This window comes from Methanobacterium sp. (assembly GCA_012838205.1).
GTDB lineage: Archaea > Methanobacteriota > Methanobacteria > Methanobacteriales > Methanobacteriaceae > Methanobacterium.
The window spans coordinates 1-16,422 of record DUPR01000036.1 but is presented as its reverse complement, the minus strand read 5'-3'; the positions used below and the strand labels follow the sequence as shown (position 1 = coordinate 16,422).

The following is a 16,422-nucleotide window of genomic DNA, read 5'->3' as shown; positions in this document are numbered from 1 at the left end:
CATTTAACATCAGTTTTACGAGACTTTATAAATTCAATCTTTTTTAAAACATACAAATGGCAATATTGTATATTATTTTCATAATTTATTTTTTAAACATATGAATAAGAATAAGATAACTACTAATTTCAATAACATTTCCAGTTATGAAAATTTATATTTTTCCAGTTATTGTGGAGTTTAAAGGTAAGGATATAAGGAAGTTTACACTATCTATATAAGGAATTAAAAATTCGATTCATGACAATTCTATCCAATGTGTGAGGATCACCATGACGAAGATAAAGCTAATTGAAACCGCTTTTAGAGATGCACATCAGTCGCTCCTGGCCACGCGTATGAGAACCCGGGATATGCTACCCATTGCTGAAAAAATGGATAAAGTAGGATACTTCTCAATAGAATGTTGGGGAGGTGCCACCTTTGATACTTGCATCCGTTATCTGAATGAAGATCCTTGGCAAAGATTAAGGGATATTAAAGAGTTGGTGAAGAAAACCCCCCTCCAGATGCTACTCCGGGGACAGAACTTAGTGGGATACAAACATTACCCTGATGATGTGGTGCGAGAATTCGTGGAAAAAGCTTACACCAATGGCGTGGACGTTTTCAGAATTTTTGATGCTTTAAACGACGTGCGAAATATGGAAACATCCATTAAAGTAGCTAAGGAACAGGATGCTCATGTTCAAGCAACTTTAAGTTACACCACTAGCCCTTACCACACTATTGATACATTTGTGGATGTGGCCAAGGAACTTGAAGCCAAAGAATGTGATTCATTGGCTATAAAGGATATGGCAGGACTCATATCACCACATGATACATATGAAATAGTTGAAACTTTAAAAGACGAAACCGACCTTTTAATAAATTTACACTGCCACTGCACTAGTGGTATGACTCCCATGAGTTATTATGCTGCCTGTCAAGCTGGTGTTGACATTTTAGATACTGCTATATCTCCTTTAGCTTGGGGAGCATCACAACCACCTACTGAAAGTGTAGTAGCAGCCCTTAGAAGAACCCCATATGACACCGGATATGATTTAAAACTCCTGACCGAGATTAAAAAGTATTTTGAAGAAATAAGAGAAAAATATAGTAGTATTCTTGACCCAATTACCGAAAGAGTTGACACAGATGTTCTTCTCTATCAGATACCCGGAGGAATGCTCTCTAACTTTGTTTCTCAACTAAAACAACAGAATGCACTAGACCGTTATGAGGACGTTCTAGAAGAAGTTCCACGGGTAAGAAAAGACTTGGGTTACCCACCACTGGTTACCCCAACCAGCCAAATCGTCGGAATACAAGCAGTTATGAATGTTTTAGGTGGAGAAAGATATAAAAATCCATCTAAAGAAGTTAAAGAGTACGTAAAAGGTTTTTATGGAAGGTCACCAGCACCTATTGATCCAGAAATTGCCCGTAAAATAATTGGTGATGAAGAACCCATAACTTGCCGTCCTGCAGACCTTTTGGAGCCTGAACTGGAAAAATATCGTAAAGAAGGGGAGGCACAGGGCATTATCAAAAAGGAAGAAGATGTTTTAACCTTTACTCTGTATCCTGCTGTTGCCCCAAAATTCTTAAAAGGTGAAGCAGTAGAAGAAACATTAACCCCACCTAAAAGTGATTCTCCTAGTGAAAAACCTGCTTCGTTACCAACTGAATATCAAGTAGATGTGGATGGTGAAAGCTTCCAAGTTAAAGTTGTACCCACGGGTTTCATGGAAATTGAAGCTAAAAATGATGTTGAAAAGTCAGTGTCAGTGGAAGGAGGAGTTAATTCAACCATGCAGGGAATGATACTAAAGTTAAAGGTAAATGAGGGGGACAAGGTTAAGGAAGGAGATGTGGTGGCTGTTTTAGAAGCCATGAAAATGGAGAATGATGTCCATGCCCCAGAATCCGGAGTGGTACAAAAAATCTTTGTGGAAGAAGGAGATACTGTAGGTACTGGAGAAACCCTGATGGTCATCAAATAAACCATTCCCTTTCTTTATTGAGAATTATATCCCACATAACTGATGATATTTGCGAGTTAATTTTTATACCATACCTTATAATTATTGAAAAAGTGATTCAAAGTTTCATATCCTTCTCTAGAGCATGATACCTTTATAAAAAACGAAAATAGTTATTATAAGGTAGTGGTTCCTATGAGTTCAAAAGATTATTATTCAAGGAAAATATCAAAATCAGAGGCAGAAAATAATTTTATATTTATTTTAAAGAATAAATTATCATTTTTCCCACGATTAGGGGAAGATTTTATACTTAAAGATGATGAAATATCCTGTGAAGTTCAAGTCGAATCTTATCCCTGCACATGCCGAGGACCAGAGAGGCCCCATGAACATTATTTTATAAAATGGGAAGGTTTAAAACCGGGAAACAAAGTAGAAATAGAGAAAATAAGCTCCAAACACAATGAATATGTTATGAAAGTATTCTTTTGAAAATAAATGCATTCACTTATCATAATGGGTTTGATCTTGCACACCAGCAAATTCGAAGGCCCTTTTTCGTCTCATGCAAGATTCACAACTCCCGCAATGCTGGTTTTCACCCATATAACATGAATAACTAATATTCATTGGCGAACCTATCTTTTCACCCATTTTTACAATTTCTTTTTTATTCATCTGAATCAGTGGAGCTTCAATTTGAACATCATCCATTGAACCAACTTTTAAAAGCTTATTAAAAGCATCTAAAAATTTTTTAGAATTATCCGGGAAGGTGGCTGCTTCTTCAAGGTCCCATCCCACGATTATCTTCTTTGCCCCTTCTGCCTCTGCAAATGATAATGCAATGGATGTGAATACCACATTCCTACCAGGGACCCATACTTTCTGGGCAGTTTCTTCGCAAATTTCTTTATCATCTAACTGGTTCATTTCCAATTCTGGAACAGTTTCTTGACTGGTTAATGCAGACCCTCCCAGCAAGGCAAGCCATGGAAGTTCAATTACAGAGTGCTTGAGACCTAATTTCTGACATATGGCCTTTGAAGATTTAATTTCCATCTTGGCACTCCTTTGACCATAATCAAAGGTAATTGCATGAATTTCATATTCATCAGCCAGGAGGGAAGTGGCAACAGTGGAGTCCAATCCTCCTGAAAGAACTGATATTGCCTTTTTAGAGTTTGAATTGTTCATTTTCAGCACTTATTGGATTAACTATTATTCAAATGATTTTGTTTATTTAAAAATGTTTTTCCGTTAATTCTAATGACATTCAGGGCATTGTTGGTTTTTACTTTCCTATTTTCGCCTTTGATTCCGGTGCCCCAATATCTATATCTATTTATTTCAAGTTTGTTTTTTGGTTAATGATCCTTATTACATCTTTTAAAGGAATACCCATCTCTTCTGACACTTTTCTGGCATCTTCATATTCAGCAGTTATGTTTATTATTTCTTCACCTATCTGAGCCACTTTCACCCTCACTGTCTTGATGTGACCATGAAAATCTATGTTTAACGGGATTACTTCCCTTTTAACTATGTTTCTATGAACATAAGGTATGGTTCTAACTCCTAGAGTTCCTGTTTCCCGGATTATAATTTCTGAAAGAACATCACTCATGTGCGATTTTGTAATCACACGTAAAAGATGTGCTGGCCTGTTTTTTTTAGCTATAGTGGGAATTATTGTAACGTCAAGAGCTCCTTCTTCCATTAACCGGTCTACAGTGTGCCCCAATATTTCTCCAGTAACATCATCCAAGTTAGTCTCCAGGATAGAAATTTTATCGGCGGGCATTGGAGAAGTGCCAGTGACTATCCTTAGAACATTAGGAAATTCCAGATCGAGTTTTCCAGCACCATAAGAGATAGTTCGGTTAATTATCATTGGATAAAAATTTGTGAATTCATCCACCATATTCACCAGCAAAGCTGCACCAGTAGGCGTGGTTAGTTCATGGTCTACAGGACCGCCCATAACAGGAACATTTTTAAGTATTTCAAGAGTGGCAGGTGCAGGTACACTTATATTACCATGTTTACTTTTTATTCTTCCACCGCCAAGTGAAGGAGGGAGTCCATAAACTTTTTTTGAATTAAATCCCAGCTCAAAAAATGCATATGAAGATCCCATTATATCTGCTACAGCATCAGCAGCACCAACCTCATGGAAATGAATTTTATCAAGGTCAACTCCATGCACATGTGATTCTGCCAGTGCCAGTGTTTTGAACACATTTTTAGCAAATTTCAAAATATCAGGTGTGACATTTTCATGACTAATACCCTCTAAAGTTTCCACTAAATCCTTGTAAGCTAAGGTGTTGTGGTCCGAACATTGGACATCTGCAAAGCTTGCTTTAATTCCTGATTTGTTTATAAGACTTATCTCAACCTTGACATCTCCAAAATATGATCCATAATGCCCCATAATGTCTTTAACAATTTTAAAATCTGCACCAGAATTAACTAAAGCCCCTACCATCATGTTTCCAGATATTCCGGATTGTTGAGGATCAATTAATACAACCATGACTTAAATCCTCCAGTATTGCAATTATTATTTTTTTAATCTGATAAATTCAAGTTAATGTCTTTTTTATTATTATTATTCTATTTAATATCATTAAAAAGGTTGGTGTATGCTTTTTTCTTAGGAATTTAATATAATTTATTTTATGTCCTAATGCTTAACTTAAAAAAGAGTTTAACTCACAAATATAATTTGAATTATAAAAAGAAATAAAACGTGAATATTTGGGATAAAAAGAGTTTGTTAGGAAGATAATAGCTGATACAAATAAAATATAAATATAACTCGCGAAAAAAAGTCATATAAGTCAATTGTTGACTAAACGTATGTTCAATAAAAATATGGAATGGTTTAAAAAGGTGTTAATCATTACAAATCACTTTTAACCGGTAAATCCACCATGTGGAAAGTGTAATATCGGGTGAATCCACAGTCCCGGCAACGAATCTTGATGTTATATTGGTCGACTTTTACATCATGGATTGTGGCATCTCCACAGTTATAACATTTGGCACCTTTTTCTAGTTTCCATTTTTTTATAACCATTATTTTCCCTCCTTCTCTACACCCTTAACAAGGTAATAACGAGCCGCCCCACAATTCGTACACCATATTTTAGCTTTGTTCATATCTATTTTGACTCTCTGAACAGCATTTTCACCACAGTAAAAACAAGGAACTTCCTTTTCTAATAGCCAAGTTTCAGCCCGTTTTGATTCTTTATCCTTATAGTTCACGATTATGCGTTTTATAGGAACTTCTAGAATTGTGTACTTTTCTCCTTCCATTAACTCCATAACCTTTTCAACGATTTTGTCAGTTTTTTCCTCATCCACCACACAACATATGAGCATTGCATCATTAGCATGATCTCTGATGAGTCTTACCGCTGATTTCGGGTCTTCTTTTATAGAGAAACCTTCCCAGTCCTGAGGAGACATACCTTTGTATTCAAGAATATAAAATCCAGTAATACCTGCTTCAACAAGGGCATTCATGGCTTTCCCCAAGTTTTCTACTTCAACAAATATTCTAAGATGGACTTTCAAAAACAACACCCCCATTTGTTGATCTAGTCACTTATAATCACTGGAATAATCCAATGAGCACTTATTTATTCCATTCAATTTTTTATACATTAGCTAAATTTGATGATATTTATGTTACCATATATCTAAATAATTTATCCATAAAAGTAGTAACATGCATTTTACCAGTGCAAAAAAAAATAGATTCGGAGTTATTCCTCCTTATTTAAAATAAATATAAAGAATAACACGTCCTTATAATATTTATAATCAATAGGTGTTTTAATGGAAGAAAAAAGAATATCTCATTCTATTTATAGTTTGATGTCAGAAGTGGGGGTTGAAGTACCACAACTAGTGGAAGCTGGTCTTGAACTTTTGGAAGGAGTTGAAAAAACAGATAAATTAGAAATATCTCTGGAAAAACAAATCAGAAAATCGTTGGAAGATATTAATGTAGTTGTATTGATTGTGGCTGGGATTCGCGTTGAAGATGATCTCAGAAATCATCGCATCCAAGGGGTTGATGTTGATGATGATCCTGCATATCTTTACTCAGATGAGGTTCTAGGTATGGCTATTGCCAACCAGATCGCTGGCACTAAGGCCATATTCAACTTTAAACGATATGATGAAGCAAAACCTGGAGTTATTGGAACTTTAGGCCCTATGTTAGACGATGTTTTCGCAGGATTAGTGGCTGGATGTATGTCCAAGCTTTTTGAGGAGTGATTAACACCATGAAGCGTTCACCCCGGGAGGAATTATTTTCCGATGATAAAAAAACTGAAAATTCTCCTTTTAGTTGGCAAGGCTTTCTGGGTCTGGTATCCTTCTCCACTATACTGCCCCTAAATATACACAGCACCATCCAGGAAATGGCAAGGTTCACATTTTTGTGGCCATTAATTGGGGCTTTCATTGGAATTATTGTAGGGGGCTTTGGCTGGCTACTTTTCAATCCAATCCACCTATACCCATTGTTATCTGCTGCAATGATCTACAGTTTGGCCATATCATTCACTGGCTTCCATCACTTGGATGGGTTAGTTGACTTTGGTGATGGTTTAATGGCCCATGGAAGTCCAGAACGTAGAATAGAGATCATGAGAGATAAGAAAATTGGAACTGGTGGTCTGGCTATACTTTTAAGTGTTTCCCTGATAACATTTGCATCTATAGCAACTATTCCCCTAATTTACATCTTTTCCACCCTTTTCGTTTCTGAAATTGCTGCTAAAATGAGTTTGATAAGCTGTGCAACCTTTTCAAAACCATTAGATAATGGTACTGGGCAGTACTTTATAGAAAATATGAATGGGAAACTACTGATGATTTCGGTAGCTTTTACCCTCACTTTAGGATTTTTTGCCTTTAAATATATCGGTATTCTGGGAATAATGGGAGGAATAATAGCTGGGATCATCATGGTCTTAATAACCAGAAGAAGTTTCAAATATACAACCGGCGATATTTTAGGGGCTTCCAATGAAGTTGGACGAATGTTATCAATCTTAATTATGGTCATATTCATTCTGTGGGGTTTTTAAATGGAAGTAAAAGTTTTACGTCTGGATCATCGTCGGCAGCGTGACGCCCGCATAACCACCCATGTTTGCCTCACAGCACGTGCACTAGGTGCATCAGGAGTTTTTTTAAGTGGGGACCATGATAAAAAGCTCATAGAAAATGTTCATGATGTTGTTAAACGTTGGGGTGGTGAATTCCAAGTAGAATACCAGGAAAAATGGGAGAATCTCCTGGATGATTGGAAAAATAGAGGAGGAGAAATAATTCATCTAACAATGTATGGTGAACCTGTGCAAGATGTGATCACCAAAATCCGTGCATCTTCACAAGATAAACTGGTTGTAGTGGGGGGTTCCAGAGTTCCCAGCAAAGTATATCAAGAGGCAGATTGGAATGTTTCCGTGACCACACAACCCCACTCTGAAGTTTCATCCCTGGCAATATTCCTCCACATGTTTTATGAGGAAAAAGAGCTGGATTTAGAGTTTGAAGGTGGAGATATGAAAGTTATACCCTCACAAAAGGGGAAAAACGTGCAAGTCAAAAAATAAAAGAACAGATGTTAGGTCCTAAACAAAGATTATAGGATCAAAAACCGAATAACTCAATAGGGATTATTAAATCTATTTATCAAAGGGTGCTAAGTATGATTAAAATTATTGACCATTTACTGGTTCAAGAAAACCTTACCAAAATTAGGGTAGAAGAAATAGATAGAATTAATTTTAGGGGAGGAATAATTGAAATAGGCCGCTGGTTAGCCTATGAACTAGCAAACACGCTTGAAAAAGAGAATGTAACCGTTCAAACCCCCCTGGGTAATGCAAATGGTGTGAAAATAAAAGATAAAAATGACATGGTCGTGGTTAACGTCCTTAGAGCGGCCATCCCCCTTGTTGAGGGAATTTTAAGGGTTTTTAAGGATGCGCAATATGGTGTGGTTGGAGCTTGGAGAAAAGATGAACCACCCTTTCCAGTGGAGGTAGGTTATTTTAAACTTCCTCCAGTAGACGATAAGATAGTGGTAGTTGCAGACCCTATGTTGGCCACTGGAAATACTATGAATGCAATTTTAGACAGAATTCATGAGAAAGGAAATCCCAAGAGGCTAGTAGTGCTTAATGTAATAGCCTCTAAACAGGGCATTGAATCTGTGAAAAACACTCACCCCCATGTTGAGATATACACTTGTGCAGTGGATGAAAAACTCAATGAAGATGGTTACATCGTCCCAGGCTTGGGAGACGCGGGAGATAAAGCTTTTGGAAAACCAGGACCTTAAATAAATTTGTATTTTGGTTAAAGGATGAACTTAATAAATAGATTCCCTATGAGCCACAGCCACTATTGCAGGGAAATTCCTTACTTCCAGGCGATGAAATGCTTCCATACCCTCTTCAGGAAATGCAAGCAAATCTGAGGATACCACGGTAGTAGTGAGGAGAGCTGTTGCAGGTGGTGTGACCACGAAAACAGACCCATTTTTATTCAGTTCCTCTATAGTTTTAACAGATAATCCACCTTTTCCAATATGCATCTTCACACCGGCTTTTGATAGCGGAGCAATACTATTTTCTATTTCGGTTTTGTTACTGCTGGTTGGCCCTATACCTGCAGCACTAACTGCAGTGTGCATTATAACTCCACCTTCCAAGTCCACAGGACTTGAATTTTTTTCTATAAGTTTTACCAGACGAGGGAGTGCTGCATCACGGCCTGTAAATATGGTACCTGAAATTGTAAGTCTATCCCCAATTTTGAGTCTTTTAATGGTTCGAGATTTAATTGGGGTTTGAATTTCGTTAATATTTTTAATCATTAATAACCGGTGATGATTTATTGTATTTTAATTTTCCCCTGCACTCACACTTACTGAAGTCATCGCTAGTTCAACTGTCTGAAGTTGATAATTATCCATCACAACTTTCACAAACCAGATGATCTGCATCAGCATTCTATTTCTGTTCCCTGTCTTTTCGCAGATCCTGTGAATATCACATAACGTCCATTTGCACTGATATCTGGTTTTTCACTGTTATAATCGCCCTCTTGGCCACGTGTAGAGATGCTAACACGTTCAGTGATGTTTAAAAAACGGTCCATTACAAAAACATCCCAATAACCATTGGTATCACCAGCCACCAGGTTATCTGCATCAGAACTAAAAGCTATATAACTACCATCTGCACTCATAAAAGCATCAAAACTGCCTTGATTTCCATGAATACTGTTATTAGCGATATTAACAATTTAATTAGTGCTATTTGCAGTATGTACGACCCCAAATAAGGTAAAATCAGAACAATCGTGACAATCAAAAGTAATGAATGTTTTTTTAGCTAGTTACCTAGATTTCAACAAAAATCCATGTGAATGGATAATAAGATATTATTACTTTATTCCAAGATTATGCTCTGTTATGTGGTGATATCCTACAAACATTACTACTTGAACCACACTTTCATACCCACAGCAAAAATGAAAAAAATATAATCTAAATTTTGAAAATAGAAAAAAAAATCAGTATAGTTGATAACAAATAATAGTATGTTTAATGAAAATACAAATCAAATATGATTTAAATCATTAATAAACGCCTCAATGTGTTCCAATTTTAAATGAGGCATTACAATAATCCTTATTGCTTTGGGGTAGGATGCTAAGGAAACGGCCCATCCTTTATTTTCTAGTTTACGGGCGATTTCTTCAACCGATATTTCGGAAGAACGAAAAGCAACTATGTTAAGTTCTGGGTGGGTTATAAGTTCAAATCCTGCTTTTTCCACACCTTCAGCCAGGATATAGGTGATTTCCATACATTTCCTGGAAACTTCTTGGTATCCCCCCCGACCAAGGTACTTCAAAAGAGCCCAAGTTGCAGCTGTGGCTGCCCCGGTACGTGTACCCACAACTGTGGATTGCAAATCTTCAGTGAGATAGGGTGTTTCAATAGCCATAACCTCCAAAAACTTCCGTTCCCTGAAAAGTATTCCTCCGGTGGGTATAGGTGCTAGGCCCATCTTATGTGGATCAATGGTTATAGATGAGACCCCGGGAAGTGAAAAATCGAATTCTGGCAGATCATAACCAACATCCTTAAGGAATGGGATGCTGTAACCGCCAAAAGCAGCGTCAACATGCAAATAGATATCATTTTCCAAGCAAATATTGGAAAGATCACTTATTGGGTCTATTTTCCCCAGTTCGGTGGTTCCAGCTACTCCAACAACTGACACGGTGTTAGGGGAAATCAGGTTTTCCACTGAAGCCAGGTCCATCTTGTAGTCTTCATCCAAATCTGCAACCTTTAAATCAAGGCATAGCATATCTGCAGCTTTTTTAAATGAAAAATGAGCAGATTTTGGCACAATTATCTCTGGATCTTTCACATTACACAAGTTACGGGCTGCCCGCATGGCCATGAGGTTGGCTTCAGTCCCACCAGTTATTATGTGACCATGGACATCTTTTTTTCCCAGTATTTCACCCAACATGGCTATTACTTCATTTTCAAGGGCTTTTGTTCCAGGGAATAAGCCAGGATCTCCCAAGTTTGACTCTAAAAACATGGAATATGCTTTAACACCTACAGGATCAGGACAAGTACACATAGAACCTAATATCTTACCTGAACGGTGCGTAAGGTCATTGTTTTTATATTTCCGGAGCATTTGATATATTTGCTCTTTTGGTATTCCCTTATCTTGCATTTGAATCCCTAAAAATAAATATCTATTCTAAAAATAGAATATAATGAGTGAAAAATAAAAAAGAATATAGAATTATTCTTTATTCTTGCATCATCTTCCGGGCAGCCTTTAAGAGTAGTTTTTTCTCCACTCGTGCCACTGTTTCGCGTACTGTGGCCACTGCATCAGTATTAGCTGATACTGAAGTGATTCCCAGTTCCACCAGTTTTTCAACAATTGAAGGTATGCTCCCAGCTTGTCCGCAGATACTGGTTTTTACTCCTGCCTTGTTACATTCAACTATAACTCTTTCTATGAGTTTTAAGACGGCTGGATGGCTTTCTGTGTATAGGTCTGCCACTTTTTCGTTGTTTCGGTCTATGGCCAGGGTGTATTGGGTTAGGTCGTTGGTTCCAAAGCTGACAAAATCAAGTCCTTCAGCAATGAAGTCTTCTATGGTCATGGCTGCTGCTGGTGTTTCCACCATAATTCCGAATTCAATGTTTTTCTGAGGTTTAAGTCCTGCTTTTTCAGCTATTTTTTTGGCCTCTTTTAGTTCGTCAGAGTGTTGTACCAATGGCAACATGATACCTATGTTTGTATATCCCTGTTCGTGTAATTTTTTAATAGCCTTGAATTCTGCCAGGAGTATTTCTGGTTCGTCCAGTTCTCTGCGTATTCCTCTCCAACCTAACATGGGGTTGTGTTCATATGGTTCCCCTTCCCCGCCATCAAGGGATTGGAATTCATCAGTTGGAGCATCTAAGGTACGGTACCATACTGGTTTGGGGTAGAAACTGTCAGCTACTTTTAGTATGCCCTCTACAAGTACTCTTACTAGTTCTGCTTCATTACCTTCTTGGATGTACTTTTTAGGATGTATTCCAGTAGTGAGCATCATATGTTCTGTTCTGAGGAGTCCGACTCCGTCAGCACCAGTTGCAGCTGCTTTTTTAGCTGCTTCAGCCATGCTAACATTTACTTTTACCTCGGTGACTGTTAATGGTGCTTGTACTACCACGCTTGGTTCTTCTACTGATTCTGGTTTTTTCTCAGTTTCAACTAGTTTTCCTTCCCATACTATTCCTTTGTTTCCATCCAAGGTCACTTGGCTGTTTTCAGGGAGTATTGATGTAGCATCTCCAGTTCCCACCACACATGGTATTCCCAGTTCTCGAGATACAATGGCTGCGTGACAAGTTACACCACCTTCATCAGTGATGATTCCATTGGCTCGTTTCATGGCAGGCACCATATCAGGGGTGGTCATTACTGTTACCAATATGTCTCCTTGCTGGACTTTGTCCAGTTCATCAGTACTGTTAATAATTTTTACCGTTCCAGATGCCATTCCAGGGCTGGCTCCTAATCCTTTGGTGATTACGGTACGTTCACCTTCATTTAAGGCTTTTCCTTTGCCCAAGGCCATGTCCAGTGTGGTCACTGGCCGGGATTGTAACATGAATATTTTACCATTTTCAATGGCCCATTCTGTGTCTTGTGGGAATTGGTAGTGTTCATGAATGTTTTTCCCGAGTTCAACCAATTGAGCTAATTCATGTTCATTTAAAACTTGTTTATTTTTAAGTTCATCAGGGACAGGTACTTGTACAGTCTGCCCATTTTCTGTTTTTTTCTGGAACATTGTCTTTTTCTCACTGACTTGTTTTTCCAGAATTTTTCCTGTAACTTTATCCATCCAGTAAGTGTCTGGGGTGACAGTTCCAGATACAACTCCTTCTCCAAGACCCCATGCTCCTTCAATTAGAATTTTTTCCTCACCAGTTGAGGGATGTACAGTGAACATTACTCCAGCCTTCTCAGCATCCACCATTTCCTGGACCACTACGGCTATGTAGACTTTAGAGTGGTCAAAATCGTTTTCTTCCCTGTAAAATATTGCTCTGGCTCCGAAAAGGGAAGCCCAACATTTTCTAACATATTTGATAAGATCTTCAGGACCTTTAACATTTAGATAAGTGTCTTGTTGACCTGCGAAAGATGCTTCAGGCAGATCCTCTGCAGTAGCAGAAGATCTTACGGCTACAAAAGCGTTTTCTTTTCCTATGCGGTGACATAATGCGTTGTATGCCTCTATGATGAGGCTGCTTATTTCGTCTGGGATTTCAGTTTCATTGATGATTTTTTTAATTTTACGAGCAGATTCCTGAAGTTCTTTGTTGTTGTTTACATCCAGCGCATCAAGAATGTCCATTATTTCCTGGGTGATTCCAGTTTCATTTAAGAATTTCTGATAGGTAGCGGAGGTTATCACGAATCCAGGAGGAACTGGTATCCCTGATTGGGTCAGTTCTCCCAGGTTGGCGCCTTTTCCACCAGCTATGTCCACATCTTCCTTTTTAAGCTCCTCGAAAAATTCGACATACTCCATGCTCATACACCACTTAGGATTTTTTGGAATTCATATATTTTAAGAATTTATTTAACTAATTCCTCACCTTCATCAATTACCACACGGCAAGAAACAGGGAATTTCATTGCTGCCCTTCTCAATGCTTCTTTAGCATCGGTGAAATTCTTTTTATTGGTTCTAATGGTTAGAACTCTTTGGTTGGCATTAACCATAGCTACGGAACTTACTGGTTTTCCGAATGCTTTTCTCATACCGTCCTGAACACGGTCTGCTCCAGCCCCGGTAGCCATAGGATTTTCTCGTACAATATGATGAGGATAAACCCTTATTTTCAAGTGATAACCCATCCTACCTGATTTTCGCTGCATGTATCGGTTAGTAGCTATCCTAGCAGCTTCCAGTGCATTGTGGGATAATTCAGCCTTGTCTTTTAGAGCCAAGCTCACTGTTAAAGGAAATTCTCCTGAGAGGTTTCCCATGTCATATTGAACAATTCTGGAACCAGGAATTTTGCGTATATAATCTTTTCTAGTGTATGCTCTTACCATCTAATATTCCTCCTAATATAAACATTATTTAAAGCTTGAATGCGAATATTTAAGCCATAAACATAATTTCTCTACCTAAAGAAACTACTATTCCATCTAAATTAAACAGGTAGAAATCAATAGTACAATTAGTTTGGAGAATTATAATATATAAAATGATCAATAGACCTTTACTAAATTAACATGAGAATTGTAAGCATAATATTACTTCACAAATAATCCCAATTGATAATCATTATATTAATACTTATTGAAAGTTAAAATAATCAAAAATTAACTGAATGGTGTAGAAATATGAAGATCGCAGTGACTGGAAAAGGAGGAGTGGGTAAAACCACCCTAGCAAGTGCATTGGCTGTTATTTTATCAGAAAATTATAAAGTATACGCAATTGATGCTGATCCTGACATGAACTTGTTGGGGAGTCTGGGCATTCACCAGCCGGTTACCCCTATATCTAAAATGAAAGGTTTAATCAAAGAAAGAACTGGAGCAGAACCAGGATCATCCTTTGGAGATGTTTTCAAGATTAATCCCACCATATCCGATCTTCCAGAGTCACTTTCCACTAACTATGACTCCGATGGTAAACTGAAAATTTTGGTGATGGGTACTGTGGATAAAGGTGGAGATGGATGCGTGTGCCCAGCTTCAGTAATGTTGAAGGCCATATTACGGAATTTAATCATTAAAAAGAATGAAATGGTTATTTTAGACATGGAAGCGGGTATTGAACATTTAGGACGGCGCACTGCAGAAGCAGTTGATGTTATGATTATTGTTGCTGAACCTGGACTCAAATCATTGGAAACAGCCAGCCGAATTAAAAAACTGGCTACAGATATAGGCATCCAAAATGTGGTGGCAGTGATAAACAAGGTTTCCAGTAGCATGGAAGAAAAATTCGTGGCAGAAAAACTGGGTCAAATGGGGGTGGATGTTTTAGGAAGCATTCCCCGTGATGAGATAGTTGTCCAAGCAGATATGGAAGGCCGTCCTCTTGTTGATTACCCTAATTCAGTTGCACTTCAATCAATTTCGAAAATTGCAGAAAATCTTTTAAAGAATGGTCCCTCTAATTAAAACATGGAGGTTCAAGCTATGGAGGTTAAGGCCACCATCACTTTCTGTTATCATAAGCAAAAACAGGCAAAAACCGCGTATGAATCATTATTACCAGATAATATGGGGTTTCTAGAATCATACCATGATCAAAATTCTTTGGTATGTACTTTAAGAGGAAACTCACTAAAAACAATTCTCTCAACTGCAGATGATCTTATATTTTCAGAGATGTTGGTTGAAAAAATATTAAAACTTCAAAAAAAACATATGGATGTTTAAAAAATGAAATTCACACTAAAAGGAGAAGTTTTACTAAGTAAAGACGCCGATAAAGCTTTAGATGATATTGCAGGATTTGTCAAACAGGCTAATAATGACATATTCCAGAAGGGGGTGTCACCTGAACAGAAGGATGATGCTTCCCGTATTGTGGAATGGAACCTTCAAGGTAACAGCCTTCATCTTAAAATACTCTCTGGCAGGAGAGGCAGAGCCCATGACGCACTTCTCCGGATTAAAAAACCATTAACTAATATTTTAGGGCCAAAATACCATATAGGTGTCCGAAAAATCACTGTTAAAAATTATGAAATTGAAATTCCATCACAGAAAATGGTTGATGTAAATCAGATGCCTTATGTGGAAGATTCTACCTTCCAAGATGGTCAGATGGTTATCAAATTTCAGGAATTAGGAGAAGGAGACCTTAGAAACCATGTGGTGGACAGGGTTGTTAAACATGTACTTGCTGAGACTGAAAAAAATGTTGAGAAAAAATCAGATGAAGATGCTGATGACATTTTAACCCGTCAAGTCACCAAAATCGAACCAGGAACCATTGTTGGGCGCAGCCCCAAATTTCCAACCTTTTTCAAGGGAGATCCTACTGAAGAAGCAGCACGTCTAGGCTGGGTGAAAAAGTTCCCAGGAAAAGGGCAATGGTTTTATGGGCCTCAATTTATTTCCCTGCATCGTGCCATTGAAGACATATTCCTGGAAGTTCTGGTGGAAAAACTGGAATTTTACGAGTGTATGTGGCCAAAACTCATACCCATCCCCGTGATGAACAAGATGCGATACTTGGAAGGACTTCCAGAGGGAATGTACTACTGCAGCGCCCCACGACGTGACCCTGAACTGTTTAAAAAGTTTAAAAATGAACTTTTAATAAAAAAAGAAGTTCCAATCGAACGTTTGAAGGAAGGTTTGAAGGATCCTTCCTATGTTCTGGCACCTGCCCAGTGTGAACCTTTCTATGAGTTTTTCAGCCATGAAGTACTTGATGAGAAAGAACTTCCCATTAAACTCTTTGACAAGAGTGGTTGGACTTATCGCTGGGAAGCTGGTGGGGCAAAAGGTCTTGATAGGGTTCATGAATTCCAGAGGACTGAACTGGTGTGGTTGGGAACACCAAGTCAAGTTGAAGATATCCGTGATGCTACTTTGGAGATTTCACAAGAGTTAGCCAACCAAATGGAACTAGAATGGTACACTGAAATTGGTGATGACCCCTTCTATCTGGAAGGTCGGAAAGTGGAAGAAAGGGGAATTGAATTTCCTGATGTGCCCAAATACGAGATGCGTCTGGTGGTTCCAGGAGTTGATAAGGGAGTGGCTGCAGTTTCTGCTAACGTGCATGGCACCCATTTTACTGAAGGATTTTCAATTAAAGAAAC

General features: G+C 38.0%; 18 protein-coding genes. 9 read left to right on the top strand and 9 right to left on the bottom strand.

The window, feature by feature from the left end; all coding sequences use genetic code 11:
- The first annotated feature begins 272 nt into the window (after nucleotides 1-272).
- Both oadA and GXZ72_05765 read left to right on the top strand, forming a co-directional pair.
- Nucleotides 273-1,991: a sodium-extruding oxaloacetate decarboxylase subunit alpha gene (gene oadA / locus GXZ72_05770; GenBank protein ID HHT19049.1), complete on the top strand. Its 1,719-nt coding sequence runs from the start codon at nucleotides 273-275 to the stop codon at nucleotides 1,989-1,991.
- Between the two features lie 174 nt (nucleotides 1,992-2,165).
- Nucleotides 2,166-2,465 (top strand): hypothetical protein, encoded by a 300-nt coding sequence (locus tag GXZ72_05765; protein ID HHT19048.1) that lies wholly within the window; start codon nucleotides 2,166-2,168, stop codon nucleotides 2,463-2,465.
- Between the two features lie 12 nt (nucleotides 2,466-2,477).
- Here the strand turns inward: GXZ72_05765 and queC are convergent, their stop codons facing one another.
- The 4 genes from queC to GXZ72_05745 all read right to left on the bottom strand — a co-directional run bounded on the left by queC (nucleotide 2,478) and on the right by GXZ72_05745 (nucleotide 5,561).
- A complete protein-coding gene (gene queC, locus GXZ72_05760) occupies nucleotides 2,478-3,170 on the bottom strand; it encodes a 7-cyano-7-deazaguanine synthase QueC (GenBank protein ID HHT19047.1) in 693 nt (230 codons plus the stop codon).
- A gap of 148 nt (nucleotides 3,171-3,318) precedes the next feature.
- Nucleotides 3,319-4,512: a nickel pincer cofactor biosynthesis protein LarC gene (larC, locus tag GXZ72_05755; protein HHT19046.1), complete on the bottom strand. Its 1,194-nt coding sequence runs from the start codon at nucleotides 4,510-4,512 to the stop codon at nucleotides 3,319-3,321.
- 369 nt (nucleotides 4,513-4,881) lie between these two features.
- Nucleotides 4,882-5,058, bottom strand: a complete 177-nt coding sequence (locus GXZ72_05750; GenBank protein ID HHT19045.1) for a hypothetical protein — start codon at nucleotides 5,056-5,058, stop codon at nucleotides 4,882-4,884.
- A complete protein-coding gene (locus GXZ72_05745; GenBank protein HHT19044.1) occupies nucleotides 5,058-5,561 on the bottom strand; it encodes a hypothetical protein in 504 nt (167 codons plus the stop codon). Before GXZ72_05745 ends, GXZ72_05750 begins: the two co-directional genes overlap by 1 nt.
- Nucleotides 5,562-5,825: 264 nt before the next feature.
- On the opposite strand from GXZ72_05745, the gene GXZ72_05740 reads away from it, so the two are divergent.
- The 4 genes from GXZ72_05740 (at nucleotide 5,826) to upp (ending at nucleotide 8,352) form a co-directional block, all read left to right on the top strand.
- The gene (locus GXZ72_05740; GenBank protein HHT19043.1) at nucleotides 5,826-6,272 is read left to right on the top strand and encodes a phosphatidylglycerophosphatase A; all 447 of its coding nucleotides are present in this window, start codon (nucleotides 5,826-5,828) and stop codon (nucleotides 6,270-6,272) included.
- 8 nt (nucleotides 6,273-6,280) lie between these two features.
- Nucleotides 6,281-7,090, top strand: coding sequence for an adenosylcobinamide-GDP ribazoletransferase (cobS, locus tag GXZ72_05735; protein HHT19042.1), 810 nt, complete (start codon nucleotides 6,281-6,283; stop codon nucleotides 7,088-7,090).
- The gene (locus GXZ72_05730; protein ID HHT19041.1) at nucleotides 7,091-7,621 is read left to right on the top strand and encodes a tRNA (cytidine(56)-2'-O)-methyltransferase; all 531 of its coding nucleotides are present in this window, start codon (nucleotides 7,091-7,093) and stop codon (nucleotides 7,619-7,621) included.
- Nucleotides 7,622-7,716: 95 nt separating this feature from the next.
- Nucleotides 7,717-8,352, top strand: coding sequence for a uracil phosphoribosyltransferase (upp, locus tag GXZ72_05725; protein HHT19040.1), 636 nt, complete (start codon nucleotides 7,717-7,719; stop codon nucleotides 8,350-8,352).
- Nucleotides 8,353-8,382: 30 nt separating this feature from the next.
- Here the strand turns inward: upp and GXZ72_05720 are convergent, their stop codons facing one another.
- The 5 genes from GXZ72_05720 to rplJ form a co-directional block, all read right to left on the bottom strand.
- Nucleotides 8,383-8,877 carry a fumarate hydratase gene (locus GXZ72_05720; GenBank protein HHT19039.1) on the bottom strand — a complete coding sequence of 165 codons (495 nt, stop codon included), beginning with the start codon at nucleotides 8,875-8,877 and terminating at the stop codon, nucleotides 8,383-8,385.
- Nucleotides 8,878-9,017: 140 nt separating this feature from the next.
- Nucleotides 9,018-9,263: a hypothetical protein gene (locus tag GXZ72_05715; GenBank protein HHT19038.1), complete on the bottom strand. Its 246-nt coding sequence runs from the start codon at nucleotides 9,261-9,263 to the stop codon at nucleotides 9,018-9,020.
- A 374-nt stretch (nucleotides 9,264-9,637) separates the two neighbouring features.
- A complete protein-coding gene (gene mfnA, locus GXZ72_05710) occupies nucleotides 9,638-10,780 on the bottom strand; it encodes a tyrosine decarboxylase MfnA (protein HHT19037.1) in 1,143 nt (380 codons plus the stop codon).
- 79 nt (nucleotides 10,781-10,859) lie between these two features.
- The gene (ppsA, locus tag GXZ72_05705; GenBank protein ID HHT19036.1) at nucleotides 10,860-13,151 is read right to left on the bottom strand and encodes a phosphoenolpyruvate synthase; all 2,292 of its coding nucleotides are present in this window, start codon (nucleotides 13,149-13,151) and stop codon (nucleotides 10,860-10,862) included.
- Between the two features lie 47 nt (nucleotides 13,152-13,198).
- Nucleotides 13,199-13,681, bottom strand: a complete 483-nt coding sequence (rplJ, locus tag GXZ72_05700) for a 50S ribosomal protein L16 (GenBank protein HHT19035.1) — start codon at nucleotides 13,679-13,681, stop codon at nucleotides 13,199-13,201.
- 294 nt (nucleotides 13,682-13,975) lie between these two features.
- On the opposite strand from rplJ, the gene GXZ72_05695 reads away from it, so the two are divergent.
- The 3 genes from GXZ72_05695 to serS all read left to right on the top strand — a co-directional run.
- On the top strand, nucleotides 13,976-14,764 hold the full coding sequence (locus GXZ72_05695; protein HHT19034.1) for an AAA family ATPase: 789 nt from the start codon (nucleotides 13,976-13,978) through the stop codon (nucleotides 14,762-14,764).
- An 18-nt stretch (nucleotides 14,765-14,782) separates the two neighbouring features.
- Nucleotides 14,783-15,025 (top strand): hypothetical protein, encoded by a 243-nt coding sequence (locus GXZ72_05690; GenBank protein ID HHT19033.1) that lies wholly within the window; start codon nucleotides 14,783-14,785, stop codon nucleotides 15,023-15,025.
- 3 nt (nucleotides 15,026-15,028) lie between these two features.
- On the top strand, nucleotides 15,029-16,422 hold a 1,394-nt coding region (serS, locus tag GXZ72_05685), incomplete at its 3' end, for a serine--tRNA ligase (protein HHT19032.1).